Source organism: Arthrobacter sp. Z1-15, from assembly GCF_054792395.1.
On sequence record NZ_CP096454.1, the window covers coordinates 2,177,823 to 2,204,551 of the forward strand.

General features: G+C 64.3%; 25 protein-coding genes. 14 read left to right on the plus strand and 11 right to left on the minus strand.

The window, feature by feature from the left end; translation table 11 throughout:
- Positions 1-19: 19 nt before the first annotated feature.
- The 3 genes from M1D40_RS09975 to M1D40_RS09985 all read right to left on the minus strand — a co-directional run bounded on the left by M1D40_RS09975 (position 20) and on the right by M1D40_RS09985 (position 2,296).
- A complete protein-coding gene (locus M1D40_RS09975; RefSeq protein WP_461168718.1) occupies positions 20-1,240 on the minus strand; it encodes a sarcosine oxidase subunit beta family protein in 1,221 nt (406 codons plus the stop codon).
- On the minus strand, positions 1,237-1,416 hold the full coding sequence (locus tag M1D40_RS09980) for a hypothetical protein (protein WP_461168719.1): 180 nt from the start codon (positions 1,414-1,416) through the stop codon (positions 1,237-1,239). Before M1D40_RS09980 ends, M1D40_RS09975 begins: the two co-directional genes overlap by 4 nt.
- A gap of 202 nt (positions 1,417-1,618) precedes the next feature.
- Positions 1,619-2,296, minus strand: coding sequence for a GntR family transcriptional regulator (locus tag M1D40_RS09985; RefSeq protein ID WP_461168720.1), 678 nt, complete (start codon positions 2,294-2,296; stop codon positions 1,619-1,621).
- A 121-nt stretch (positions 2,297-2,417) separates the two neighbouring features.
- Between M1D40_RS09985 and purU the strand changes: the two genes are divergently transcribed.
- Together purU and M1D40_RS09995 are read left to right on the plus strand one after the other, a co-directional pair.
- Positions 2,418-3,332, plus strand: coding sequence for a formyltetrahydrofolate deformylase (gene purU / locus M1D40_RS09990; RefSeq protein WP_461168721.1), 915 nt, complete (start codon positions 2,418-2,420; stop codon positions 3,330-3,332).
- Positions 3,333-3,387: 55 nt separating this feature from the next.
- Positions 3,388-5,880: a GcvT family protein gene (locus tag M1D40_RS09995; protein ID WP_461168722.1), complete on the plus strand. Its 2,493-nt coding sequence runs from the start codon at positions 3,388-3,390 to the stop codon at positions 5,878-5,880.
- 75 nt (positions 5,881-5,955) lie between these two features.
- On the opposite strand, the gene M1D40_RS10000 is transcribed toward M1D40_RS09995, so the two are convergent.
- Positions 5,956-6,897 (minus strand): LysR family transcriptional regulator, encoded by a 942-nt coding sequence (locus M1D40_RS10000; protein ID WP_461168723.1) that lies wholly within the window; start codon positions 6,895-6,897, stop codon positions 5,956-5,958.
- Positions 6,898-7,046: 149 nt separating this feature from the next.
- Between M1D40_RS10000 and M1D40_RS10005 the strand changes: the two genes are divergently transcribed.
- The 5 genes from M1D40_RS10005 (at position 7,047) to M1D40_RS10025 (ending at position 13,240) form a co-directional block, all read left to right on the plus strand.
- On the plus strand, positions 7,047-8,351 hold the full coding sequence (locus M1D40_RS10005; protein WP_461168724.1) for an aromatic ring-hydroxylating oxygenase subunit alpha: 1,305 nt from the start codon (positions 7,047-7,049) through the stop codon (positions 8,349-8,351).
- Positions 8,348-9,721: a ferredoxin reductase gene (locus M1D40_RS10010; protein ID WP_461168725.1), complete on the plus strand. Its 1,374-nt coding sequence runs from the start codon at positions 8,348-8,350 to the stop codon at positions 9,719-9,721. The genes M1D40_RS10005 and M1D40_RS10010 overlap by 4 nt, the downstream gene beginning before the upstream one ends.
- Positions 9,722-9,937: 216 nt before the next feature.
- Positions 9,938-11,335: a quaternary amine ABC transporter ATP-binding protein gene (locus tag M1D40_RS10015; RefSeq protein WP_461168726.1), complete on the plus strand. Its 1,398-nt coding sequence runs from the start codon at positions 9,938-9,940 to the stop codon at positions 11,333-11,335.
- Positions 11,328-12,278, plus strand: a complete 951-nt coding sequence (locus tag M1D40_RS10020) for an ABC transporter permease (protein WP_461168727.1) — start codon at positions 11,328-11,330, stop codon at positions 12,276-12,278. The genes M1D40_RS10015 and M1D40_RS10020 overlap by 8 nt, the downstream gene beginning before the upstream one ends.
- Positions 12,279-12,340: 62 nt before the next feature.
- Positions 12,341-13,240 carry a glycine betaine ABC transporter substrate-binding protein gene (locus M1D40_RS10025; protein WP_461168728.1) on the plus strand — a complete coding sequence of 300 codons (900 nt, stop codon included), beginning with the start codon at positions 12,341-12,343 and terminating at the stop codon, positions 13,238-13,240.
- 101 nt (positions 13,241-13,341) lie between these two features.
- Here M1D40_RS10025 and uvrB read toward each other — a convergent pair whose 3' ends face one another.
- The gene (gene uvrB / locus M1D40_RS10030) at positions 13,342-15,432 is read right to left on the minus strand and encodes an excinuclease ABC subunit UvrB (protein ID WP_341395796.1); all 2,091 of its coding nucleotides are present in this window, start codon (positions 15,430-15,432) and stop codon (positions 13,342-13,344) included.
- A gap of 81 nt (positions 15,433-15,513) precedes the next feature.
- On the minus strand, positions 15,514-16,134 hold the full coding sequence (gene coaE / locus M1D40_RS10035) for a dephospho-CoA kinase (RefSeq protein ID WP_461168729.1): 621 nt from the start codon (positions 16,132-16,134) through the stop codon (positions 15,514-15,516).
- Between the two features lie 98 nt (positions 16,135-16,232).
- Here coaE and M1D40_RS10040 point away from each other — a divergent pair, with 98 nt between their 5' ends.
- Together M1D40_RS10040 and M1D40_RS10045 are read left to right on the plus strand one after the other, a co-directional pair.
- Entirely contained in the window at positions 16,233-16,910 is a 678-nt protein-coding gene (locus M1D40_RS10040) for an IMPACT family protein (protein ID WP_461168730.1), read from the plus strand.
- Positions 16,903-18,090, plus strand: a complete 1,188-nt coding sequence (locus M1D40_RS10045) for a class I SAM-dependent methyltransferase (RefSeq protein WP_461168731.1) — start codon at positions 16,903-16,905, stop codon at positions 18,088-18,090. Before M1D40_RS10040 ends, M1D40_RS10045 begins: the two co-directional genes overlap by 8 nt.
- Positions 18,091-18,173: 83 nt before the next feature.
- Here the strand turns inward: M1D40_RS10045 and M1D40_RS10050 are convergent, their stop codons facing one another.
- The 5 genes from M1D40_RS10050 to M1D40_RS10070 form a co-directional block, all read right to left on the minus strand.
- Positions 18,174-18,773, minus strand: coding sequence for a hypothetical protein (locus tag M1D40_RS10050; protein WP_461168732.1), 600 nt, complete (start codon positions 18,771-18,773; stop codon positions 18,174-18,176).
- Positions 18,774-18,801: 28 nt separating this feature from the next.
- Positions 18,802-19,047, minus strand: a complete 246-nt coding sequence (locus M1D40_RS10055) for a hypothetical protein (RefSeq protein WP_461168733.1) — start codon at positions 19,045-19,047, stop codon at positions 18,802-18,804.
- Entirely contained in the window at positions 18,975-19,658 is a 684-nt protein-coding gene (locus M1D40_RS10060; RefSeq protein ID WP_461168734.1) for a DUF2332 family protein, read from the minus strand. The genes M1D40_RS10055 and M1D40_RS10060 overlap by 73 nt, the downstream gene beginning before the upstream one ends.
- Positions 19,600-20,178, minus strand: coding sequence for a DUF1349 domain-containing protein (locus M1D40_RS10065; RefSeq protein WP_461168735.1), 579 nt, complete (start codon positions 20,176-20,178; stop codon positions 19,600-19,602). Before M1D40_RS10065 ends, M1D40_RS10060 begins: the two co-directional genes overlap by 59 nt.
- Positions 20,179-20,255: 77 nt before the next feature.
- Positions 20,256-20,432 (minus strand): hypothetical protein, encoded by a 177-nt coding sequence (locus M1D40_RS10070; protein WP_461168736.1) that lies wholly within the window; start codon positions 20,430-20,432, stop codon positions 20,256-20,258.
- 474 nt (positions 20,433-20,906) lie between these two features.
- Between M1D40_RS10070 and M1D40_RS10075 the strand changes: the two genes are divergently transcribed.
- From M1D40_RS10075 to M1D40_RS10095, 5 genes are all read left to right on the plus strand, one after another.
- Positions 20,907-22,220: an ABC transporter substrate-binding protein gene (locus tag M1D40_RS10075; protein WP_461168737.1), complete on the plus strand. Its 1,314-nt coding sequence runs from the start codon at positions 20,907-20,909 to the stop codon at positions 22,218-22,220.
- Positions 22,221-22,284: 64 nt separating this feature from the next.
- On the plus strand, positions 22,285-23,292 hold the full coding sequence (locus tag M1D40_RS10080) for a carbohydrate ABC transporter permease (protein ID WP_341395788.1): 1,008 nt from the start codon (positions 22,285-22,287) through the stop codon (positions 23,290-23,292).
- Complete coding sequence (locus M1D40_RS10085) at positions 23,289-24,191, plus strand: carbohydrate ABC transporter permease (protein ID WP_461168738.1); 903 nt, start codon at positions 23,289-23,291, stop codon at positions 24,189-24,191. The genes M1D40_RS10080 and M1D40_RS10085 overlap by 4 nt, the downstream gene beginning before the upstream one ends.
- Positions 24,191-25,618 carry a GH1 family beta-glucosidase gene (locus M1D40_RS10090; protein ID WP_341395786.1) on the plus strand — a complete coding sequence of 476 codons (1,428 nt, stop codon included), beginning with the start codon at positions 24,191-24,193 and terminating at the stop codon, positions 25,616-25,618. The genes M1D40_RS10085 and M1D40_RS10090 overlap by 1 nt, the downstream gene beginning before the upstream one ends.
- A 106-nt stretch (positions 25,619-25,724) precedes the next feature.
- Entirely contained in the window at positions 25,725-26,699 is a 975-nt protein-coding gene (locus M1D40_RS10095; protein WP_445818952.1) for a LacI family DNA-binding transcriptional regulator, read from the plus strand.
- Positions 26,700-26,729 lie beyond the last annotated feature (30 nt).

Below are 26,729 nucleotides of genomic sequence, written 5' to 3' on the forward strand. Positions count from 1 at the left end.
ATGGGGTCGACGACGGCGGCTAGTGGGCCACGGCTGCGGCGCCGTGCTCATCGATCAGGGCGCCGGTTTCGAACCGTTCCAGTGCGAACGGCTTGTTCAGTGCGTGGGGGGTTCCGGTGGCAATGGTGTGGGCGAAGGTAAGTCCGGCAGCAGGAGTGCCCTTGAATCCGCCGGTGCCCCAGCCGCAGTTAACGAACATGTTCTCCACCGGAGTGGTGCCCACGATGGGTGAAGCATCCAGGGTGGTGTCCACGATCCCGCCCCAGGTCCGCAGCACGTGTGCCCGAGCAAAAATGGGGAACAGCTCGACGGCGGCGGCCATCTGGTGTTCGATCACGTGGAAGGAACCGCGCTGGCCGTACCCGTTGTAGGAATCGACGCCGGCGCCCATGACCAGCTCGCCCTTGTGCGCCTGGGATACGTACACGTGGACGTGGTTGGACATCACCACGGTGGGGTGGACGGGTTCGTGCAGTTCCGAGACCAGGGCCTGCAGCGGGTGGGACTGGATAGGCAGGCGGAACCCCGCCATTTCGGCAAGAACCGAGCTGTGGCCCGCGGCGCACAGTCCTACTTTTTCGGTGGCGATCCTCCCCTGGCTGGTGGTGACGCCGACCACGCGGTTTCCGTCCTTCAGAAAACCCGTGACCTCGCAGTTTTGAATGATGTCCACGCCGAGCTCGTCGCATTTGCGCGCGAAGGCCCAGGCCACATGGTCGTGCTTCGCGATTCCGGCCCGGGGCTGGTACGTGGCACCCATCACCGGGTAGCGGATGTTGTCGCTGATGTTCAGGATGGGACACAGTTCCTTGACCTGCTGCGGGTCAAGCCACTCGGCGTCCACGCCGTTGAGCTTGTTCGCACCGACCCGGCGGACGCTCTCGCGGACGTCCCCCAGGGTGTGGGCCAGGTTCATCACTCCGCGCTGGCTGAACAGAAAGTCGTATTCCAGTTCCTCAGGCAGGACCTCCCACAGCTTCAGGGCCTGCTCGTAGATCGCGGCGCTTTCGTCCCACAGATAGTTCGAGCGGATGATGGTGGTGTTGCGCGCCATGTTCCCGCCGGCCAGCCACCCCTTTTCCAGGACCGCGATGTTCGTCATGCCGTGGTTCTTGGCAAGGTAATAGGCGGTGGCCAGGCCGTGTCCTCCGCCGCCGACGATCACGGCGTCGTAGGAGGACTTCGGCTCGGGATTGTGCCAGAGGAACTCCGGGTGCTCCGGAAGCAGATCGGCCATCATGCCGCCTCGATCGGGTCGGAGGAGAGGTTGGGGCAGAGGGGAGACTTCGCGGCCGGCGCCAACTTTTCGGAGGCGATCATCTCCCGGGTGTCCTGTTGGCGCAGCACTTCCTGCTGCACCGCGGCATGGACCAGGGCTCCGGTCTCCGCAAGCCTGCGGGTCAGGACATCAGCCATCATTTCTCCTCAGTCTGCCGTCTAATATTTTATTGATATATTAGATTGGTGAATCTAGTATTCAACTGAGTTCCCCGGGTGTCAACAGATTTTTTGAGGGCTTGCCCCAAGACCGGAGAGCGGCCGAAGGGCAGACGAAGGCCTAAGCAAATGGAGCACAGCCCCTGCGGGCTGCACTCCATACCCGAACCGGAGGCCCGGACTAAGCCGCGAAAAGAGCCTCGCGCACAGCGTGCTCGAAGCCGCTGACGTGAATCTTCGCCAGTTCTTCAGCCCGGGCTTCATCCCCGTCGATAACCGCACGAAGCAGGTCCACATGCTCATGCACGTGACGGGACAGGTCGGGCAGGCGGTCCAGGACCATGCACCAGATCCGCGTTGCGAGATTGTCATAGCGAATCAGGACGTCTTCGAGGTGGGGATTGCCCGCCGCCTCGTAGATGCCCTGGTGCACCCTGGCATCCAGACGCAGGGTTTCAACGACAGAGGCCGCACTCATATCGAAGGACTCGACAGCGCGCATAACACCGCGCAGTTGCTCCCTCATCGGCTCCGTCGCCGCGCGCGCGGCCCGGGACGCGGCGAGGGGCTCAAGCTGGAGGCGGATTTCGGAAATGAAGGCGAGATCGGTGACCTCCACCCCGGTTGCGAAAGTTCCCCTCCGCGGATAGGAGACAACCAGACGATCCAGCTCCAGCCGCTTCAGCGCTTCACGCACCGGAGTGCGGCCGACACCCAGGTCCCTGGCGAGGTCGCCGTCGTTGATGAGGTCGCCGGGCCTAATATCGAGCACCAGCAGCCGGTCCCTGATGCGCTCGTAAGCTACGTCAGCCAGAGACCTCTTCGCTGCATCATCACGTGCCAGAACTTCGAACGCCACGGCGCGGACCCCTCTTCACTCAAGCCAGAAGGCTATTGACCCTGATCTAGGCCCAGTATACGCTAAACACCAGTCCTGATATATCAGTTCAAACATCAGAATATATCTAAAAGGAGGCGACATGGCCCTTGTCGCGACAGACTCATCCACCCGCTCGCAGGCCCGGCCGGAGCCGCAGGTTGAACCCCGGGCGCAGAGATTCGTGCTTACACTCTCCTGCGTTGAACGTGCGGGCATCGTCCAGGCCGTCACCACCTTCCTCTTCGAGCGTGGCTTTAACATCGACGAACATCAGCAGTTCGATGACCACCTTCGCCAGACGCTGCATCTGCGCTCCGCGTTTTCGGGAACCACTGCGTACAGCCCGGAGAGGCTCCAGGAAGAATTTCGTCCGATCGCTGACCGGTTCGGCATGAAGTTCAGCTTTCACGACCAGACAAAGCAGCGCCTGCTGGTGATGGTGTCCAAGTTCGGCCACTGCCTGAACGACCTGCTCTTCCGGTGGCGGGGCGGAAGCCTCGGAGGCGACATCGCCCTTGTCGTTTCCAACCATGAGACCCACCGGGCTATGGCCGAGGCCGCCGGCATCCCCTTCATCTACCTCCCGGTGACCCCTGAAACAAAGGTGGATGCCGAACAGCGACTGCTGGAACTGATGGACGAGCACAACATCGACCTCGTAGTTCTCGCCCGCTACATGCAGGTACTGTCCGACGATCTCTGCCGCGCCTTGGAAGGCCGGGCGATCAACATCCACCACTCCTTCCTCCCGGGGTTCAAGGGTGCACGCCCCTATCACCAGGCCTATGACCGCGGCGTCAAGCTGGTAGGCGCAACGGCACACTACGTCACGGCGGAACTGGATGAAGGGCCAATCATCGAGCAGGAAGTCATCAGGGTCGATCACGGCTACGGACCGACCGCCCTGTCCACGGTTGGCAGGGACGCCGAAGCTCTGGCACTTTCACGCGCCGTTCGGTGGCACTGCGAGCACCGCGTACTGCTGGATCGGACCAGCACCGTCGTGTTCCGGTAAGCAGCAACCCCAAACCCAGCCCAGACACCACACGGATATCAGCAGGAGAAGCCACATGGCATCGACGCCAAGCATTGTCATTATCGGAGCTGGAATCGTCGGCACGAACCTCGCCGATGAACTCGTCGCCCGGGGCTGGAACAACATTACTGTCCTGGACCAGGGACCGCTGAACCTGCCCGGTGGCTCCACATCCCACGCCCCGGGTCTCGTCTTCCAGACAAATCCTTCAAAAACCATGTCCGCGTTCGCCCAGTACACCGTTGAGAAATTCCTGTCCCTGACCGAGGACGGCGTCAGCTGCTTCGACCAGGTCGGCGGCCTCGAAGTCGCCACCACGGAGACCCGCCTGGCGGACCTGAAGCGGAAGCTCGGATACGCCGCTTCCTGGGGAATCGACGGAAGGATCCTCTCCCAAGCCGAGTGCAAGGAGCTGTACCCGCTCCTGAACGAGGAAGACATCCTGGGCGGGCTCCATGTACCCAGCGACGGCCTGGCACACGCCGCCCGGGCCGTCCAGCTGCTGATCAAGCGCACGGAGGCTGCCGGCGTTGCTTACCTGGGCAACACCGCCGTTACGGGCATTGCTCGGTCCGGCGGCCGCGTCACTGGCGTCGAGACCTCCGAAGGCGTCTTCCCCGCCGACATCGTGGTCTCCTGCGCAGGCTTTTGGGGTGCCAGGATCGGCGAAATGATCGGCATGTCCGTTCCCCTTGTCCCCCTGGCCCACCAGTACGTCAAGACCACTCCGGTGCCGGCGCGGAAGGGCTGCAACGAACTCCCCAACGGGGCTTCGCTTCCGATCCTGCGCCACCAGGACCGCGACCTCTATTACCGCGAACACGGCGACCGCTACGGCATCGGTTCATACGCGCACCGTCCCATGCCCGTGGACCTTGCTGACCTGGGCTCTTACGACGCCGGCAGCATCAGCGATCACAACATGCCCTCCCGGCTCGACTTCACCCTGGAGGACTTCCTTCCGGCGTGGGAGGACACTAAACAGCTGCTTCCAGCACTGCGGGACAGCGACATCGAGGACGGCTTTAACGGCATTTTTTCCTTTACGCCCGACGGCGGGGCACTGGTGGGCGAGGCCAAGGAGCTCGACGGCTTCTTCGTGGCCGAAGCCGTCTGGGTGACCCACTCGGCCGGTATCGCCCGGGCTGTGGCCGAGCTCCTGACCACCGGCAAGTCCCAAATTGACCTTGGTGAATGCGATATCCACCGTTTCGAAGAGGTTCAGCTGACCCCCGAGTATGTCAGCGAAACGTCCCAGCAGAACTTCGTGGAAATCTATGATGTCCTGCACCCGCTCCAGCCCAAGCTTTCTCCCCGCAACCTTCGCGTCAGTCCTTTTCATGCCCGCCATAAGGCGCTGGGCGGGTTCTTCCTGGAGTCCGGCGGCTGGGAGCGCCCGTACTGGTTTGAAGCCAACGCGGAGCTGTTGAAGGAGATGCCGGCGCAGTGGCTGCCCCCGGCACGGGATGCCTGGTCCGGGATGTTCAGTTCGCCCATTGCAGCCGCCGAGGCATGGAAGACCCGGACGGCGGTGGCCATGTACGACATGACCCCGCTTAAGCGCCTGGAAATCTCGGGCCCCGGAGCGTTGAAGCTGCTGCAGGAACTCACCACAGGGGAGCTTGCGAAGAAACCCGGGGCCGTTACCTACACCCTCCTGCTGGATACGGCCGGCGGCATCCGAAGCGACATCACCGTGGCCCGGCTGAGCGAAGACACCTTCCAGCTCGGAGCCAACGGGAACATCGACACCGTCTACTTTGAGCGAGCCGCACGTCACCAGACCGAAAGCGGAACCGCCGGTGACTGGGTACAGGTGCGCGACACCACGGGCGGCACCTGCTGCATCGGCTTGTGGGGCCCCCTCGCCCGGGACCTGATGAGCACAGTCAGCAGCGATGACTTCTCCAACGACGGCCTCCGTTACTTCCGGGCCAAGCAGGCTGTCATAGGCGGCGTCACCGTGACCGCGATGCGCTTGTCCTACGTCGGCGAGCTGGGCTGGGAGCTGTACACAAGCGCAGACAACGGGCAGCGTCTCTGGGATGCCCTGTGGAAGGCCGGCCAGCCCCTGGGCGTCATCGCCGCAGGCCGGGCCGCCTTCAGCTCGCTGCGTCTGGAAAAGGGCTACCGCTCATGGGGTTCTGACATGACCACTGAGCACGACCCCCTGGAAGCCGGCCTCGGGTTTGCCGTGAAGACGGCCAAGGAGAACTTCGTCGGAAAGGCCGCTCTGGAAGGCCGCACCGAGGAGAACTCCGCCCGCCGCCTGCGCTGCCTCACGGTGGACGACGGCCGGAGCATGGTGCTGGGGAAGGAACCGGTCTTCTACAAGGACCAGGCAGTCGGCTACGTGACCAGTGCCGCCTACGGCTACACCGTCGGCAAGCCCATCGCCTACGCGTATCTTCCGGCCGTCGTCAGCGTTGGGGATTCGGTTGAGATTGAGTACTTCGGACGGCGCTTCCCGGCCACAGTCACCGCGGATCCGCTCTACGATCCCTCGATGACCAGGCTCCGCGGCTAATCTGGCGGCCATGGCGTCTCATCTCATCGCCAGCCTCAACACCAGCCGGCCCGCCTCGCGGGCAGCAGTTTCAGGCTATGCGGTGTCAGAGATGCCTTCGGGCCGGGTCGTCAGGATCCGATCGGCGCTGGCCTGCAGGATGCCCAGCGACTCCTGGATCAGGGGGGAAGAGATGCTGCCCGTACGCACCGCGGCCACAATGCGGCGCGAGGGTTTCCCTTTGCCGGCAATGCGCAGCCTGACCACGTTTTCGCCGCTATGCAGGGGCGCCAGGCGCGGCAGCAGGCCCACGCCCAGCCCTGCACTAACGAAGGCGATTTGGGTTTCCCATTCAACGGCCTCGTGGGCAATCCGCGGTGTCACCCCGACTGCCGTGAATGCCGCGGTGAACAGGGAACGGTAGGCGGAACCGGCGGCGTCGGTGATCCAAGGTTCCGACGCCAGCTCTTCCAGCGTCGCAGCTTCCCGCGATGCGAGCGGATGGTCGGAAGAAATGATCACGTCCAGGGGGTCGTCCAGGAGGACGGTCTGCTCGAAGCGTGGATCGTCCTCGACAGTGGTGTGGGACTGCAGAGCGACGATGACAGCGAGGTCGATTCGCTCGGCAATCAACAAGTCGAAGCAGCGGGCCGGGTTTGCCTCGAGTACCTGCACTTGAAGCAAGGGGTGCGTTGAGCGCAGCGTGGCGGCCAGCGGAGCGAGCAACTGGGCAGCCGCGGTGGAGAATCCTCCCAGGCCAAAACGGGACTGGACCTGGTCGCCGGCCGCCAGGGCCGCGGCGCGCAGGCTCTCCCATTCCGCAATGAGCGCGTCCGAGCCCGCCACAAGAAAACGGCCGGTGGAGGTCAGCCGCACACCCCGGCCGTCCTTCGTCAACAGCTGCATTCCCAGCACGCGCTGCAGCTCCCGCAGTTGTGCGGAAACGGCGGAGGGAGAATAGCCCGTGAGCTCCGCGGTTGCGCCAACCGTGCCGCACACGGCAAACACCCGAAGTGTTATGAGCCGTGGATCGATCATGCACCCATTGTGCACGTTTATCTCCCGAATGTTGCGCTTTTATCTGCGGAGGATTCCCCCCTAGTCTCGTGACCACAGCGATTCGACATACAACGAGCCCGGGGTCTCCACCAATCGCAACCCTGATCCAGCCCTTCCGGAGGAAACCCATGTCTGCTCCAGTGAACCTGCCCCTCCCTGCCCGCGGAAAACTCGCTTCGTCTCTGCCTCCCGAGCAGCTGGCGGAAATCACCGAACTGTTCAATTCCCGGCGGGTTGGATATTCCCTCGACTCCCCCTTCTACACCGACCCGACGATCTTCAACATCGACATGCAGGCAATTTTTGGCCGGCACTGGATTTTTGCCGCGAGCGTCGCCGAGCTCCCGGAGCCGGGCGACTACGTCACCCTCGACTACGGGCCCCACTCCCTGATCGTGCTGCACAACGATGTCGGCGGCGTGAACGTCCTGCACAACGTGTGCCGCCACCGCGGCGCCCGTGTCCTGACCGAACCCGCGGGCACAACGGGCAACCTGGTGTGCGGCTACCACTCCTGGACCTACTCCCCCAGCGGCGATTTGATCCATGCCTCGGCACCGGGGGAAACAAAGTTCGACAAAGGCTGCTTCGGCCTCAAGAGTGCCCACAGCCGCGTGATCGCGGGGCTGATCTTCGTCTGCATTGCGGACGAACCACCGACGGATTTCGATGAAACGGGAAAAATCTTCGAGCCCTACCTCGCGCCCCACGAGCTGTCGAAGACAAAAGTCGCCTACCAGCAGAACATCATCGAAGAGGGCAACTGGAAGCTCGTCATGGAGAACAACCGTGAGTGCTACCACTGCGACGGCCACCCGGAACTCGCCTGTTCCCTCTTTCCCACCTGGGGGCTGACGGAGGGCGTGATCCCCCATCATCTCGAGGAGGTGTGGGACCGCAACAAGGAAGCACAGTCCCTGCTCGAGGACCGCTGCCGACGCTATGGCCTTCCCTACGGGATCGTCGAGGAACTGGACACCCGCGTGGCGGGAATCCGCATCTCACGGGAGCCGCTCGACGGTGACGGTGAATCCTTCTCCCCCGACGGACGCCGGCTCTCCAAGAAGCTGCTCGGCGACTTGCGGGACTTCCGCCTCGGCCGCTGCTCGATGCACCTGCAGCCCAACAGCTGGTTCCATTTCCTCGGGGATCACGTCATCACGTTCGCCGTCTTCCCCGTCAACGAACACCAGACATTGGTGCGCACCACCTGGCTGGTGGCCGACGACGCCGAGGAAGGCATCGACTTCGATCTGGAGAAACTCACCCACACCTGGAAGCAGACCAATCTGCAGGACAAGGCGTTCGTGGAGCTGTGCCAAAAGGGCGCCGGCAGCCCGGCCTACGAGCCCGGCCCCTACATGAAGAGCGAATACCAGGTCGAGGCGTTCATCAACTGGTACGTCCAGCGCGTGCAGGAGCACTTGCCATGATTGAACTCGGCACCGTCACGGCGGGCCGGGACCCGCAGCGGATCCGCGGTCTCGAGATGCCGTGGAACCGGGTGATGGGCAGCACCGGGGGCCCTGCCGGCGCCGCCCGCGCGCTGGGTCCCTGGCATCCGCAGGAATTCACGGCTGAGTGTGTCGAGATCGTCGCCGAGGTGGGCGGCATGATGACCTTCGTGTTCCGCCGCTGCGACGGCGCGCCCCTGGCGTTCCGCCCGGGCCAGTACGTCAACGTCGCCTTTCCCGTGAGCGGCGGGGGCCAGGACTCCGTGGACCGCAGCTACTCACTGTCCAGTTCGCCCACCAAGCCTTGGACCTTTGACATCACGGTGAAACGTGACCCCAGGGGCCTGGTCTCACCGTGGGTGCACGAGAACGTCAGGCCCGGCACCGTCCTCGAGATGCTCGGACCGGTTGGGGCATTCCACCTGCCCGACGCCGACCGGCGGGCTCGGTACCTCCTGCTGGCCGCAGGAGCAGGCATCACCCCCATTATGTCGATGGTGCGGACCATCCACTCCCTGCCCGGACAGGCCGACGTCGTGGTGCTTTACCATGGAGCGGCGGCCGGAGGCTTTGCGTTCCACCAGGAGTTGGCGTACATCGCCTCGGTGGACTCGCGCGTCAAAGTCTTCTACTCCCTGGGTGACCGCAGCCAGCCCGAGGGGTGGGAATGGCTCACCGGAAGACTGACTGCCGCCATGCTCGATGAGGTGGCCCCCGATGCCAACGGCCGCCAGGTCTATGCCTGCGGCCCCGAAAGCTACCTGAACACTGCCGCCGAGCTCCTCGGGAAGGTCGGCGTCGACAGCACCTCCATCCATATGGAGTTTTTCTCCGGAGACCGCCAGACGACCCTCGAATACCGGGCGGAACTCGCGCTGGCCGTGGATATTGCGGAGGGAATCGCCGAGGAGATCGCCGGTTCCGCCGAGGAGTACTACGAAAGCCAGCCCACCGCGTTCGGGCTCTACGAGCCCGGTTACGACGCCGGGGGAACCCTGGGGGGCGCGGGACTGCCGCTGGAAACCGTCGATACGGGGGCGGAGGACGGGTCCTCCGATGCCTCGAGCTTCGACACTGTCGGAACGGGAAGCCTCACCGTGTCTTTCATGCGCACCGGCATCAACGTTCTCATCGACCCTGACGAACACATCCTCGAGGCGGCCCGGCGTGCGGGCGTCCGCATCGGCGCAAACTGCAAGGAAGGCATGTGCGGCTCCTGCAAGGTCGTCAAGCTTTCCGGGGAGGTGGAGATGAACCACCAGGGCGGGATCCGAACACGGGAAATCGAAGCGGGCAAGTTCCTGCCCTGCTGCTCGACCGCGCGGACTGATTTAGTGATTGACGCCTAGTCGTTTCCTGGCGCAGGCGGGTATATTCCTGTCCGCGGTGCCGGTGCCGGACCCCTTCCACGTAAGGACACCTATATGCCAGCTTCCGACGATTCCCAGACACCGCCCGGCGTTGCACTCGATTCCCCGCCAGCTCCGATTCCGTCGCCTGCAGCCGGTTTCCCGGCGCAGGGCCACTCGGGTGCCCGCTCACCAGAGTCGAGTACGGTATGCGCCATGAAGGAAACCCCTGGGGATGACACCACGAGGTTCGCGCCGCGCTCCCACCGCACCTCCGCTCGCGGCGTGGGTACGCGTAACAGCGCTGAGTCCGTCGTCACGGCGGAGAACCTGTACAAGGTCTTCGGAAAACGGCACAAGGATGCTGTCAGAAAACTGCAGAGCGGCGGGACCCGGGAGGACATTGCGCCGCTTGGCACCGCGGCCGTTATCGATGTCTCGTTCGAGGTTCAGCGCGGCGAGATTTTCGTCGTCATGGGCCTTTCCGGTTCCGGCAAGTCGACCCTGATTCGCATGCTTAACGGCCTGCTCGAGCCGTCCGGCGGTTCCGTAACGATCGCCGGAACCAATATTTCGGGCATCTCAGGCGCGAAGTTGCGGGAGGTGCGGCGGAGCCACGTGTCCATGGTCTTCCAGCACTTTGCGCTGCTGCCGCACCGTACCGTGCTCGAAAATGCCGCCTACGGTCTTAAAGTCCAGGGTGTACCGCGCGCCGAACGGCTCGATCGTGCCCGCAGGATCGTCTCCGTCGTGGGGCTCGAGGGCTGGGCTGACAGGTATCCGTCGGAACTCTCCGGCGGAATGCAGCAGCGCGTGGGCCTGGCCCGCGCCCTCGCCTCCGAGACCGATATCCTGCTCATGGATGAGGCGTTTTCCGCCCTCGACCCGCTCATCCGCCGGGAAATGCAGGAGCAGTTGCTCGAGCTGCAAGCGGAGCTCGGCAAGACCATCATTTTCATCACGCACGACCTCAATGAAGCCATGTTCCTCGGCGATCGCATCTCCGTCATGCGTGAGGGCCGCATTGTGCAGATCGGCACGCCGGAGGAAATCCTCACGAACCCGGCGGACAACTACGTGGCCCAGTTTGTTCAGGACGTCGACCGCGCGCGCGTGCTGACGGCAGCCAGTGTCATGGAGCCCGCAGTCGCGGTAGTGCCGCTAACCGCCGGGCCCCGCGGCGCGCTTCGCGTCATGCGTGACCTCCGGACCGCCGCAGTGTTCGTTCTCGGCCCTGACCTAACGCTGCTCGGCGTGGCGCATGACCGGCACGTCATAGGGCAGGTGAAAAGCAACGAGACCAACCTGTCCCTGGTCATCAATTCGGAGGTGGCCGCCGTATCCCCGGACGCCGCGCTCGTCGACCTGTTCGAACTTGCAGTCAAGAGCCCGCTGCCGATCGCCGTCACTGACGGAAAACGGCGCCTGCTCGGCATGATCCCGCGCGTCACCCTGCTCGCCGCGCTCGGCGACGTACCCGCCAACTTCTCATCCACGCCCGTCATCGAACCGGTTTCCCGCATTTCCGACAGCGAACTTGACGCGGTACTCGCGAAGCGTCCGGATGCCGGCGGCGGCCCCACCTACGACCAGGAAGGCGGCTTCCATGAATAATGACTTCCGTTTACCGCTGGGGAACTGGGTCGAGACCGGGGTCGACGCGGTCACCGAGACGTTCAGCCCAATCTTCGATGTGATTAAATTCGTCTTCGGATCTCTCTACGAGACCGTGGAATATGCGCTCATCACCCCGCCGTTCTGGGTGGTCATCCTCGTCGCGGCACTGCTCGCTCTCATCATCAAGGGCTGGAGATTCGCTCTCGGGTCCGTCGTCGGGCTAACGGCGATCGTGGCCATGAACCAGTGGGAAAACGCGATGGAAAGCCTCTCCCTCGTACTTGTGGCCAGTGCGGTCGCCGTCATCATCAGCATTCCACTGGGAATACTCGCGGCTCAATCGGACATCGCCTCAGCGGTCATCCGTCCCGTGCTGGACTTCATGCAGACCCTGCCGGCCTTCGTATACCTTGTTCCGGCACTCCTATTCTTCGGAATTGGAGTCGTGCCCGGGATGGTCGCCACGATCATCTTCGCGATGGCTCCGGGTGTTCGGCTCACCGAGCTAGGCATCCGCGGCGTTGACCGCGAAGTCGTAGAAGCCGGCCAGGCTTTCGGTTCCTCCCCCTGGCGCATCCTGTTTCAGATCCAGCTGCCACTCGCGGCAAAGACCATCATGGCCGGCGTGAACCAGGTGATTATGCTCTCGCTATCGATGGTCGTCATCGCGGGCATTGTCGGTGCCGGAGGCCTCGGCGGTGACGTTCTGCAGGCGCTCAGCCGGATCGATGTGGGACTCGGCGCCGAAGCCGGACTCTCGGTGGTCATCATCGCGATCTTCCTCGACCGGCTTACCGCCGCTCTCGGCGGCGCCGGGCGGTCCCCCTTCCGGTTCCGCCGAGCCCGGCCGGCCACTGCAACGCCGGCCGCAGGGGCGCCGTCGCCCGGTTCCCTGAGCGGCCCGGGCGACCCTCAGGATATCCGCGCCGGAACGCTCTGACAGGCCCGCCCTCCCCGACCCGCACGGCAACAACCGAAGGAAGAATAGACATGGAAAAGCGATTGAGATTTAAACTCGCCGCAGCGGGAGCCGCCGGGCTCCTCGCTTTGACCGGATGCACGAACAACACGGGAACCGACGCGGACTCCGACCAGGGGCTCGACAACGGCGACCAGCAGGACATTAGCCTCGCTGTCTTCAACGGCTGGCCGGAGGGTGAAGCCGTCAGCCACCTGTGGGCCAATGTGCTCGAGGAAGAGGGCTACAACGTCGAACTGGAATACACCGATGTCCTGCCCGGTTTCGTGGGCCTCTCCGCCGGAGACTACGACTTCAACATGGATGTCTGGCTTCCCACCACCCACGAACAGTACGTCGCCGAATACGGCGAGGACATTGTCGACATCGGGGCCTGGAACGAGGACGCGACACTGAACATCGCGGTGAATGAAGATGCCCCGATAGACTCGCTCGCCGAACTCGCGGAAAACGGCGACCTGTTCGACAACCGCATCGTCGGCATCGAACCGGGATCGGGCCTCAACAGCATCATCAAGGCCAAAGTCTTCCCCGCCTACGGACTCGACGGCTTTGAATTCCCCGAATCCTCAACAGCAGCCATGCTAAGCGAGCTGACTACGGCAACCAATGCCGGCGAGAACATAGCCGTTGCACTCTGGCACCCGCACTGGGCGTACGACGCGTTTCCCATCAAGGACCTCGCCGACCCCGACGGCGCACTGGGCAGCGCCGAAGGACTGCACACCTTCTCCCGCACCGGCTTCAGCGACGACTATCCAACACTGGCAGGCTGGCTGGAGAACTTCACGATGGAAACGGCCCCGCTCGATTCGCTGCAGAATGCCATGTTCGGCAGTGGTGCCGACGCCAGCGAATACCCGGAGATCGTGCAGACCTGGGTAGACGAAAACCGGGATCTGGTCGACAGCCTGACCCCCTAGCTTCCGGGCAGTCCTGCACGCCGGCCGGCACTGACACGCCCGGACCCTCATCCCGCTGCCGCCGTTCTCAACTACGGCGGCAGCGGCGGGAAGGGCCCCTTTTAGGCGTGCCCGGCGTTCTGCATCTGGCGCAGTTCCTTCTTCAGGTCCCCCACCTCGTCGCGCAGCCGGGCAGCCAGCTCGAACTGCAGCTCGGCGGCTGCAGCGTGCATCTGCTCCGTCATGGACGCGATCAGCCCGGCCAAATCCTCGGCCGGAGCAGCAGCGAGACCGTCCTTGCGGATGCCGCCCTTGCCCTTGCCTGCGGTCTTGCGGTTTTTCTTCTCCGCCGCCTGGGCCAGCAGCGCCTTGGTGTCTGCATCTTCCCGGGCCAGGGAATCGGTGATGTCGGCGATCTTCTTGCGCAGCGGCTGCGGATCCACGCCGTGGTCCTTGTTGTACGCCACCTGGATGGCACGCCGCCGGTTGGTTTCGTCAATGGCTTTCGCCATCGAGTCGGTGATCCGGTCCGCGTACATGTGCACCTCGCCGGAGACGTTGCGCGCGGCACGGCCGATGGTCTGGATCAGCGAGGTGGAGGAACGGAGGAACCCTTCCTTGTCGGCGTCGAGAATCGACACGAGGGACACCTCGGGAAGGTCCAGGCCTTCACGGAGCAGGTTGATGCCCACCAGCACGTCGAAGGTGCCCATCCGCAGCTCGCGCAGCAGTTCCACGCGGCGAAGGGTGTCGACGTCGGAGTGCAGGTACTCCACCTTGACCCCGTGCTCCAGCAGGTACCCCGTCAGGTCTTCGGCCATCCGCTTGGTCAGGGTGGTGACCAGCACGCGTTCATTGCGCTCGGTGCGGGTGCGGATCTCCCCCAGCAGGTCATCAATCTGGCCCTTGCTCGGCTTGACGATGACCTCCGGGTCCACCAGGCCGGTGGGCCGGATGATCTGTTCCACGTAGCCGTCCGACTTGGACAGCTCGTACTTGCCCGGCGTGGCGGACATGTAAACCGTCTGGCCGATCCGTTCCAGGAACTCATCCCATTTCAGCGGCCGGTTGTCCATGGCCGAGGGCAGCCGGAAGCCGTGGTCCACCAGGGTGCGCTTGCGGGACATGTCGCCCTCGTACATGGCCCCGATCTGGGGAATGGTGACGTGGGATTCGTCCACCACCAGCAGGAAATCGTCGGGGAAATAGTCCAGCAGGCAGTGCGGGGCGGTGCCCGGTCCGCGGCCGTCGATGTGCCGGGAGTAGTTCTCGATGCCGTTGCAGAAGCCCATCTGCTGCATCATTTCCAGGTCATAGGTGGTGCGCATCCGCAGCCGCTGCGCCTCGACCAGCTTGTTCTGGGACTCCAGCTCGGCCAGCCGGACCTGCAGCTCATCTTCAATCTGCTTGATGGCCCGCTGCATCCGGTCCTCGCCCGCCACATAGTGGGAAGCCGGGAAGACGTACATTTCCTCTTCCTCGCGGATCACGTCACCGGTCAGAGGGTGCAGGGTGTAGATGTTCTCGATCTCGTCACCGAAGAACTCGATCCGGATCGCGTTTTCCTCGTACATCGGGATGATCTCCACGGTGTCCCCGCGGACCCGGAAGGTCCCGCGGTGGAAGTCCATGTCGTTGCGGGCGTACTGCATCGCCACGAACCGGCGCAGCAGGTCATCGCGGTTCATTTGCTGTCCCCGGCGCAGAGTCACCATCTGCTCGATGTACTCTTCCGGCGTTCCCAAGCCGTAGATGCAGGACACGGTGGCCACCACGATGACATCGCGCCGGGTCAGCAGTGCGTTGGTGGCGGAGTGCCGCAGCCGTTCCACCTCCTCGTTGACGGAGGAGTCCTTCTCGATAAAGGTGTCCGTCTGCGGCACGTAGGCCTCGGGCTGGTAGTAGTCGTAGTACGAGACGAAGTACTCGACGGCGTTGTTCGGCAGCAGTTCGCGGAATTCGTTGGCCAGCTGCGCGGCGAGGGTCTTGTTCTGCACCATCACCAGCGTGGGACGCTGCACCTGCTCCACCAGCCATGCCGCCGTCGCACTCTTACCGGTACCGGTGGCGCCGAGCAGGACCACGTCCTTCTCGCCGGCCCTGATGCGTTCGGCGAGTTCCTTGATGGCGGTGGGCTGGTCGCCCGCGGGCGAGTAATCGCTGATTACTTCGAAGGGGGCGACAACTCTCTTGATGTCCTGCGCAAGACTCATGCTTAAACGCTACTCCGCACTGCGGTCAGTACACGTCCGCAGTGCCCCCGGTTAGCTGAGGGCTGAACCCCTGAAAGGGCGTCACCTCCCGGTCCGCAGCAGGTCCTCGTTCAACGGCACCAGACGGTTTTGCCACAGTTGGCGCACGGCCGCCACCAGCTGCTCCGCCGTACCGTCATTAACGAGGACGACGTCGGCCGCCGCTGCGCGTTCAGCGGTTCCGGCCTGCGCGGCGATGCGGGCCCTGGCCGCCTCTTCGCTCATGCCCCGGTCAGCCGCCATGCGACGGATCCGTTCCTCTTCCGGGGCATCAATCACCAGCACAAAGTCGAAATTCCGGTGCTGGCCGGTCTCCACGAGCAGCGGAATGTCATGGACCACAACGGTGCCCGCCGGAGCCTGCTGCTCCAGTTCCGCCGCCCGCGCCCGCACCCGCGGGTGGACGATCGAGTTCAGGGTGTTCCGCTTGTCCGCGTCACTGAAGACGACGGCGGCCAGGGCCGGACGGTCCAGCCGGCCCTCGCCGTCGAGCATGCCGGAGCCAAAGGCTTTGACGACGGCGGCCAGCCCGTCGGTTCCCGGCTCCACCACCTCCCGGGCCAGGGCATCACTGTCAATGACGAGCGCCCCCAGCTCCTGCAGCGTGCGTGCGGCCAGCGATTTTCCCGCGGCGATTCCACCGGTCAGTCCTACTCTCAGCATGCGCCAAGGCTACCGCCTGCCGCTGCGGCCTGCGCACCGGCGCCGGCCGCCGCGGCCCGGAGGAAGGAACGCCGGCGCCCAGCACCTAAACTGGACAGGTGGATGAACAGGTCGGAACCAAGGGACGGTACACCACCGTTGCCGGCGAACACCGGCACGAGTTGGAGATCAAGCGTTCACGCTTCATCACCGTCCTGCGGCGGGTTGAGACCGAGGACTCCGCCCGCGCCCTGGTGGCCGGGCTGCGCCGCGAGTTCCACGACGCCCGGCACCACTGCAGCGCTTTTGTCCTGGGCCCGGACCGGAGTGTGCGGCGCTCAAGCGACGACGGCGAGCCCTCCGGCACTGCCGGCCTGCCGATGCTCGAAGCCCTGACGAAACGCGAAACGTTCGACGGCGCAGCGGACCTGAGTGATGTCGCTGCGGTGACCGTGCGCTATTTCGGCGGCATCCTGCTCGGTGCGGGCGGGCTGGTGCGCGCCTATTCCGAATCGGTATCCTCCGCGGTGGCCGGCGCCCGGCTGGTCAGACGGCGCAGAATGCAGCTTTACGGCATTCCCGCGGGACATTCCGCCGCGGGCCGGCTGGAAAATGACCTGCGCACAGCCGGTGTCAGCGTCCTGGGCACCGATTACACCGCCGCCGGCGCACTGCTTCACGTCGCCCTGCCGGACACGCCTGACGCACTGGACTCCTTCCATGCCCGGCTGGCCGCCCTGACCGCCGGAGCCTCCGATCCGGTCCCCCTTGGAACGAAATGGATTGACCTTGACTGACTCCCGCGCGGATTCCGCCGTCCCCGCAGCTTTCGACTTCTCCCGTCTGGGCCGGTGGCCGGATGTGGAAGCCGACAACCTGCAGGCGTGGGACGCCGCCGACCTGCTCCTGCTGGACACCGCTGCCGCCGATCTGGCTGTTGCGGCGTCCGGCCCGGACGGCGGTGACGGCGCCGTCGTCGTCATCGGTGATTCCTACGGTGCGCTGACGCTGGGAGCAGCCGCCAACCGCGGCATCAGCCATATCCGGGTCCATCAGGATCCGCTGAGCGGCGAGCAGGCACTGAACCGGAATGCCTCGCTGCTGGGACTGGAGGGCGCGTACGGCCACCACGGCCTGGAACCGGCTCTGGTGGAAGGTGCCCGGGTGGTGCTGCTGCGCCTGCCCCGGTCCCTCGACGCGCTGGAGGAGATTGCCGCATTGATCGCCGCGCACGCTGCTCCCGGGGTCCGGGTTTATGCGGGCGGCCGGGTCAAGCACATGTCCACGGCCATGAACGAGGTCCTCGGGCGGTATTTCGGATCGGTGACGGCAGGACTGGCGCGGCAGAAATCACGGATCCTGACGGCCGGCTTTCCCCTGCCTCCCGAGGCGCGGCCGGAGGCTCGCTTTCCGGTGTCCGGGCGGCACGACGTCGGCCTGGCAGCGCCGCTGGAGCTGCGGGCCCACGGGGCTGCTTTCGCAGGCCCCGCCCTGGACATCGGCACCCGCTTCCTGCTGCCCCGTCTGGCGGAGGCTCGGCCCGCGGAACGGGCCGTTGACCTGGGCTGCGGCACCGGAGCCATCGCCGCGTATCTGGCCCTGACCCGCCCGCAGCTGCAGGTGATTGCTTCGGATCAGTCGGCTGCAGCAGTGTCGTCCGCGGCGCTAACCGCCGCTGCGAACGGTGTCGCCGACCGGGTCCAGGTGCGCCGCGACGATGCCCTGGCCGGGCTTCCGGACGCGTCCGAGGACCTCGTAGTGCTGAATCCTCCGTTCCACATCGGTGCGAGCGTGCATGCCGGGATTGCCCTGAAGCTCTTTGCCGATGCCGGCCGGGTACTGCGGCCCGGCGGCGAACTGTGGACCGTCTGGAACAGCCACCTCAAATACAAGCCGGCACTGAACCGGCTGGTGGGGCCCACCCGGGAAGTGGCCCGGAACCCGAAGTTCACGGTCACCGTCAGCACCCGCCGCTGAGGTTGGGGATCCCCTGATCCGGAGTGTTACGGCGGCACACGGAAGCAACTTCCGGGTGCGCAGTGGATCCTGCCGCCCGGCCGCTAGGAGTAAAAGGGCAGTTTTTGATCCGCATCGACCGGAACGACGTCGATACGTGGTTCAGCCAGTAACTGGTCGATCGGCTCCCGATCAGCTCCGATGCCGGCCCAGTGAGGATCGACGTCGGAGGTGATGCACCAGGTCCGGTTCGAGGGCCAGATGAAGGCAGGGGGCGGCATGGGGCGGCCCGTTTCCGCCAGCCATGAGTTACTGACCGCCCCGGAGACGAAGTCCTGCAGCGGGACCCCGCACAGGTAGTACTCACGGTTGGGGACCACCACACGGCGTGTCCGAAGTACGGGCTCGGGGAACGCCTCTTCGCCCCAGCCGTCCCACATCAGCAGATATCCTTCGTCGGGTGAGCCCGCGTGCCGCAGCAGCGTTCCCACCGCGATGCGGACCTGATCATCATCCGGAAGGACGCCGCCCGGGCGTACAGCATCGTTTTCGGACTGACCCTCGTAGGACGGATCACCAATAAACCGCAACCGCGCATACGCCGGAAATCCCGGCGGACCCAGCGTCACTAGGTTCCACCAGTGCTCCTCGCTGGCCGCGATCCATTGCGCGGCGGTCCAATCACTGGAAGGAAAAAACGTCATGGCGCCATCATGCCACTGAGGCATCGGGTCAGGTCAGGGACTGGGTGTACTGTCCGTGGGGTCCGGTGAGGGCGACCGGTTCTCCGTTTCTCGCTAGGACGAAGGCACAGTCCGGTGGCGGTGTCCGGCTGGCGATCCGGGCGGCGATGCCGGGCAGGACCTGCAGGCCTTCATTGCTCAACCACACGCAGTCGAGGGCACTCACCTGGTCCACGAACTGCTCCCGCTCCGGGCGGGAGAGGTACACGAGCACGGCGCTGTGGAAGATGACCAATGTGGCCTCCGACGGGGCCAGCCGGGCAATCTGGCAATCTCCTGGTCCAGGTCACCTGCCACGAGCAGGGGCGGATCAGCGGCGACCACAGCCGCGGCGGCGTGGAGGCGTTGGCGCCGGGCCTCGTGTTCAGGCCAGATGAGGGCCTCCAACCACTGCAGGTTCCCGCGGTCAGTGATGTCGATCGGGTTCAGATCGATCCCAGCACGCCAGATCACCTCGGGAATCCTGGTCGGGACGGCGGAGTCACCCCGCAGTTCGCATTCGAGCAGCACGTCTGCGGCCTGCGGAGGATCTATCCGGACCTGCCCGCCCTCCCGCTGGTAGCTGTAGCTGTACCGGTCCGGGTAGAGGCAGATCCCGGCGGAGGCTCCGACTTCCAACAGCGCAACCAGCCCTTCAATGGCGGCGTTGAGGAAGGAGGACAGCGCACCGGCCGGCCTCGTTGGTCTGGGTGGAACGCTTCGAGTTCCGCGAAACCCCGGTAAGTGTTGGCAATCGACATGGGTGGATACTAGCCCGAAAAACTCACCCCATCGGAGGGTGCGGCTTTCAGGAATGCAGGGCGATGCCCGCCGAGGGGCGGATGCTGAAGTCGGTGGCACCGACATTCAGGCCTCCGCGTTCAGGTGAACAGGCCATTACGCCAACTTGGCATGGACCGTCGATCTGCAGATAGCCGAGCCGCAGGCTCGTCCATTGCCCTGCCAAACCCGGCTGCCTGAGGTACTGCACATGGATGGCCTTAGCCTGGCGGATCAGTCTCAGGGTTATCTTGTCGCGGCCTGCTTCCAAGGGACTTAGCGACCAGTCCGAGGTCCCATTGGTAATAACCGTGCTGAGCTGAAGTGCACCGTCGCTGAACTCGACGCCTGCCTTCAACCACGTTTCCTCATCGCAGCGGATCATGAGGCCGGCCTGGTCGTACAGTGAGGTGAAGTCCCCTGACACCGTCACAGTAACGTCAAAATCTCCGTCCACTTCCCGGTGGAGAAAATGCCCGCTGTCCCGGGTGAACCCGTAGTGTGTTTCCCTCCAAAAATCTGTTGCAGGGGCCGTTTCCAGAGTCAGCCTGTCTGCGCCGATCTCGAAGCGGGGAGGTTCGTTCAGCCATTTCATGTCTTCGAACATGTCCATCCTTTCCTGAGGGAGCTGGACCTGGGAGCACTTCCACGACGCACCACCTGGTAGCTGGAGCAACCGGCGAATTACCGATCTTCATCGGAGTAGCGATACTCGTGGCGTAGCTTCTTGATCTGTTTGATCGCCGTGAAGATCAGAAGGGGCCCCAGGATCAGAGCTGCGACGGCTGCGATAGTCGCTCCGGTGGAGGGCATCCAGAGGGCGATAAACACCAACCCAACGGTGAGCACTCCTAAAGCCATGCTCTGCATCGTCCACCAGATCGTCCCGCGGCGCACTGTCGGGTGAGTCCATTTCCCAGTCGATTCGTCTCCCGCTGATCCAAGGGCCGGCAGTATGCAGCCTGTGCTTGTCGACCCTAGCCGCTGCGGACGCACTTCGCTCCCATGCCGTCAATCCGATTCTTCAGCCGGTCTGAGCCGCAGCCTGCCACAGGCCTGACTTCTCCCTGAAACATTCTGAAAACATTTCAGAGAGCGCTCTCTTGACAGTGACGCCGATCACTCCTAGTGTGATGGAGAAGTCAAGAGAGCGCTCTCTGAGCTGAAGGTTCCGCATTACCCCGGATCCCGCCCGAGCGTACGACTCTGTTCCAGCAATCCACATCCCAGCTGTTCCCCTTCCCGCTTCCGTCGATCAGGCCTCATCAGTTCCACGACGCACGGTCCACTGCCCCGGGATATCAAACTGCTCCACCCACACACAAAGGAGTGACCGTGAAGAACTTCCGATACCCCACAGCGGCAATCGCAGGTGCCGCCGCAGTGGCACTGCTCGCCGTCGGCTGCGGCGGCGGCGACCAGGAAGCCGCCAGTGCCGAGAACCCCATTGAGCTCAGCGTCACGACGTTCGGAACCTTCGGATACGAGGATCTGTATGCCGAGTACGAAGACGCCAACCCCGGCATCGAAATCAATGACAACAACATTGACCGCGGCGAAAATGCCCGGACCGACGCCTTCACCAAGCTGTCGGCGGGGTCCGGACTCAGCGACGTTGTAGCCATTGAAGAAGGCTGGCTCGGTTCCATCATGGAAGTGTCCGACCAGTTCGTTGACCTCAACGAATACGGCGCGGAGGACATCAAGGACAACTGGGTCGACTGGAAGTACGAGCAGGGCACCGATTCCGAGGGCCGGGTCATTGGCTACGGAACCGACATCGGCCCGCAGGGCCTCTGCTACAACGGCAAGCTCTTCGAAGCCGCAGGGCTGCCCAGTGACCGTGAAGCGGTGGCTGAACTCTTCGGCGGAGACGACGCCACCTGGGACAAGTACTTCGAGATCGGCCAGCAGTACCACGACAAGACCGGCCTGGCCTGGTACGACCAGTCAGGCTTTGTCTGGAACTCCATGGTGAACCAGATGGACGAGGGATACTACACCGCCGACGGTGAACTGAACATCGAGGACAATGCCGCGATGAAGGAACAGTTCATGCAGCTGGCTTCGAGCACCGAGGCAGGCCTGTCGGCCAACGAGAAGAAGTGGGACTGGGGCAAGGGCAAAGCCTTCACCGACGGATCCTTCGCAACCTTCGTCTGCCCGGGCTGGATGCTGGGCACCATCCAGACCCAGCTCGAATCCGCCGGAGCCGGCGCGGAAGCCGGCTGGGACTTCGCCGATGTATTCCCCGGCGGTGCCTCCAACTGGGGCGGCGCTTTCCTCTCCGTCCCGGAGACTTCGGAGCACAAGGAAGAAGCCGCCAAGCTGGCAGCCTGGCTGACCGCACCGGAGCAGCAGGTCAAGCAGAGTGCAGCGGCCAACAACTTCCCCAGCACTGTCGAGGCCCAGGAGCAGCTTGCTGCAGAAGCCGCCCCGAACGAGCTGTTCAACAACGCCCCCACCGGTTCCATCCTCGCTTCTCGTGCGGAAGGCGTGAAGGCGCAGTTCAAGGGTCCCCAGGACTCAATCATCCAGGACAAGGTGTTCAGCGCCGCACTGGGTCAGCTTGATGCAGGCGCTGCTGACGGTGAAGCCTCCTGGAATGAGGCCATGAAGCTCCTGAACGAGCTCGTAGTCAACAACTAGCAAATCGTCGAGCGCGGGGCCTCCGGCAGTGCCGGAGGCCCCCGGATGGACTGCGAGAATCGCCATGACCGTAACCGTGAAACGCCCCGCACCCGCTGCGGCGCCACCCAAGACCAAGTCCCCGTTCAAATACCGCCTCAGCGGCTGGGACCTCAAATACTCCCCGTACCTGTACATCTCCCCTTTCTTTCTGCTCTTCGCGCTGGTGGGCCTCTTTCCGCTGGTCTACACCTTCTTCGTCTCGCTGCACGACTGGCACCTCCTCAAGGGGCAGGGCGAGTTCGTCGGACTGTCCAACTTCACCGAGGTGCTGCAGGACCGGTTCTTCTGGAACTCACTGGGAAACACGATGAGCATCTTCCTGCTCTCCGCGATCCCGCAGCTCGTCGCCGCCCTGTTCATCGCCGCGGTCCTGGACCAGAACCTGAGGGCCAAGACGTTCTGGCGGATGAGCGTGCTCCTGCCCTACGTCGTTACCCCGGTGGCGGTCGCCATGATCTTCACCAACATGTTCGGCGAGGACCAGGGGCTGATCAACAACCTGCTGGGCAACTTCGGCATTGATCCGATCATGTGGCGGACCGACACCCTGCCGAGCCACATAGCGATCGCCACGATGGTCAACTGGCGGTGGACCGGCTACAACGCGCTGATCCTCCTCGCCGCCATGCAGGCGGTTCCCCGCGACATCTATGAGTCGGCGGCGATCGACGGAGCCGGAGCTTTCCGACGCTTCTTCAGCATCACGCTGCCGAGCATCCGGCCCACCATGATCTTTGTCATCATCACCTCCACCATCGGCGGTCTGCAGATCTTCGCCGAACCGCGCCTCTTCGATCCCACGGACGCCGGCGGCGCCCAGCGCCAGTTCCAAACCACCGTGCTCTATCTGTGGGAGATGGGCTTCCAGCGGCAGAACTTCGGCAAGGCTTCGGCCATTGCCTGGCTGCTGTTCCTGCTCATCGTGATTATCGGCATCGTCAACTTCTCCATCTCCAAACGGATTGCGTCCGCCGATGCAAAGAAACCGGGAAACCGGGCACAGCGCCGCGCCGAAGGGAAACGCAAATGAGCCTCCTGGAAAAAAACACGGCGCGGAGAACCTCCGCGCCCGCCCGCACCGGCAGGCCGCTTCGCCAGCGGATCTTCGGCAACGGACTGAAGCCCGGCTACCTGACCTACGGACTGCTCCTGGCCTTCTTCCTGGGCTCCTCCTATCCGCTGTGGTGGTCCTTTGTCGTCGGCAGCCGGACAAATGAAGCACTGGGGCTGGAGTGGCCCCCGCTGCTTCCGGGCGGAAACTTCTGGACCAACGTCGCGGAGGTTTTTGGCACCATTCCGTTCTGGACCGCCCTCTGGAACAGTATTCTCATCTCCACGATCATCACGGTTTCGGTGGTGACATTCTCCACGCTGGCAGGCTACGCCTTCGCCAAGCTCAAGTTCCGCGGAAGCGGCGCCCTGATGGTGGCGGTGGTGGCCACGATGGCCATCCCCACCCAGCTGGGCATCATTCCGCTCTTCATGGTGATGCGGACCTTCGGCTGGACGGGTGAAATCGGGGCCGTAATCATCCCGAGCCTCGTCACGGCGTTCGGCGTGTTCTTCATGCGCCAGTACCTGGTGGACGTCATCCCCGATGAGCTGATCGAATCCGCCCGCATGGACGGCGCCAACATGATCAGGACCTTCTGGCATGTGGCACTGCCGGCGGCCAAGCCGGCCATGGCCATCCTGAGCCTGTTCACGTTCATGATGGCCTGGACCGACTTCCTCTGGCCGCTGCTGGTCCTTGATGCGGGCAATCCCACGCTTCAAACCGCGCTCAGCCAGCTGTCGTCCGCCCGCTATGTGGACTACTCGGTGGTCCTGACCGGCGCAGTGCTGGCAACCATCCCCCTGCTCGTTCTCTTTGTACTGGCAGGCAAACAACTTATATCCGGAATTATGCAGGGAGCAGTGAAGGGCTAATGACAATCAACATCCCGGTGGAGAACACCTGGCCGGACGGTTTCATCTGGGGATCGGCAACCGCCGCGGCCCAGGTTGAGGGAGCGGCACGCGAAGACGGCAAGGAGGACTCCGTCTGGGACGCCTTTGCCGCCGCTCCCGGAAACATCCTCAACGGAGACACCCCCGCAGTTGCCGTGGACCATTACCACCGGATGCCCGCCGACGTGGCCCTCATGAAGGACCTGGGACTGGACTCCTACCGTTTTTCCACCAGCTGGGCCCGCGTGCGGCCCGGCGGCCGCAGCGCCAATGCCAAGGGCCTGGACTTCTACTCCCGGCTGGTGGATGAACTCCTCGGGGCCGGCATCCTGCCCTGGCTCACCCTCTACCACTGGGACCTTCCGCAGGCGCTGGAAGAAAAGGGCGGCTGGGCCAACCGGGACACGGCCTACCGGTTCGTGGACTACGCCAACGACGTCTACTCCGCCCTGGGCGACCGGGTGCAGCACTGGACCACGTTTAACGAGCCCTTCTGCTCCTCGCTGCTGGGCTACGGGTCCGGGGTCCATGCTCCGGGCCGCCAGGAGCCCCGGGCTGCCGTTGCGGCAGTCCATCACCAGCATCTGGCCCATGGCCTCGCAGTAACCGAACTGAGGAACCGCGGTGCACAGAACCTGGGCATCACCCTCAACCTGAGCAATTCGATCCCCCGCGATCCGAATGATCCCGTGGACCTGGAAGCAGCCCGGCTCTTTGATTCCCTCCAGAACCGCATTTTCCTCGACCCGATCCTGCTGGCCAGCTACCCGGAGGACACGCTGGCGGACCTGGAACGGTTTGGACTTGGCGAGGTCATCCGGCCCGGAGACCTGGACGTCATCGGAGCGCCCATCGACTTCCTCGGCGTGAACCACTACCACGACGACATGATCAGCGGCCATCCGGACACCACCGGAGCTGACGGCCATGGCGGGGGCGCCGGCAAGGAAGCCGCCTCGTGCTGGATCGGCGCCGAACACATCACCTTCCCCAGCCGCGGCCTGCCCCGCACGGCCATGGACTGGGAAGTGAACCCCGACGGCCTGCGCAAGCTCCTGGTGCGGCTCGGCGAGGAGTACCCGTCCCTCCCGCCGCTCTACGTCACCGAAAACGGTGCGGCGTACGACGACGCCGTCAGCGCGGACGGGACCGTGCCCGACCCAGAGCGCACGCAGTATATCCTCGACCACATCGATGCGGTCGGCCGGGCCATCCATGCCGGAGCCGACGTCCGCGGCTACTTCGTCTGGTCGCTGCTGGACAACTTCGAATGGTCCTGGGGTTACAGCAGGCGCTTCGGGATTGTCCGGGTTGACTACGATACCCAGCAGCGCACCGTGAAGGACAGCGGCCGGGCCTACAGCCGTATGATTGCTGCCAGCCGCGCCGCGGCGCCGGCTGTGTGAAGCCCGCCGGTACAGTGGAAAGCCAGCCCCACCCCCGGACCGACAGTGCAGGGAGAACACAGTGAGCACCGAATCCGGCTCTGCCAGGCCCGCCCCCACGCTCGAAATGGTGGCGGCCCTGGCAGGGGTATCCCGGGCAACAGTCTCGCGCGTGGTCAACGGCGCCCCGTCCGTTGACCCGCATCTGGCCCGTTCCGTGGAGCAGGCAGTCCGTACGCTGAACTACGTCCCGAACCGGGCGGCACGCACCCTGGCCAGCCGGCGGACCTATACGGTGACGCTGTTGGTCCCGGAATCCACGTCCAAGGTTTTCGCGGATCCGTTTTTCGCCACCGTCGTGGAGGGCGTCGCCCGGTATTTGAACACCACTGATTACATGCTGAACATGGTTACCTCCTCGGAAGCGAACCCGGAGAAAACCCGCCGGTACCTGCTGGGCGGCAACGTGGACGGCGTCCTCGTGGTGTCCCACCACAGCGGGGACCACTCCTGGGCGCACCTAAACGGCTCCCTTCCGCTCGTTTTCGCCGGCCGTCCCCTGATGGGGGTGGCCGACAGCTACTTCGTGGAGGTGGACAACGAAGAGGGCGCCTTTGATGCCACAACCAGGCTCATCGAGGACGGACGCCGCCATATCGCCACCATTGCCGGCCCGCAGGACATGCCGCCGGGCGTGGACCGCCTCGCCGGCTGGAGGTCGTCCCTGCGTGCGGCCGGCCTCGATGATGCCCTCGTGGAAACGGGTGACTTCACCGTGACGTCGGGCGCTGCCGCCATGCGCCGGCTGCTGGACCGCGGCAAGCCGCTGGACGGACTTTTTGCTGCGAATGACCAGATGGCTGCCGGCGCCTACTCGGTGATCAAGGAACGCGGACTGCGCATCCCGGAGGATATCGCCGTCGTCGGCTTCGACGACGACTATTACGCCACCAGCCTCAGCCCCGCGCTCACCACCATCCACCATCCGATTGCTGCACTGGGCGAGAAAATGGCGGAGCTGCTGGTGGAGCTGATCGAAGGCCGCCCGGCTGAACGGGTCCACCGGCTGCCCACGTCCCTCGTCGTCCGGGAATCCGCCTAGACTTTCACCCCCTGGTCCACATCATCCGCA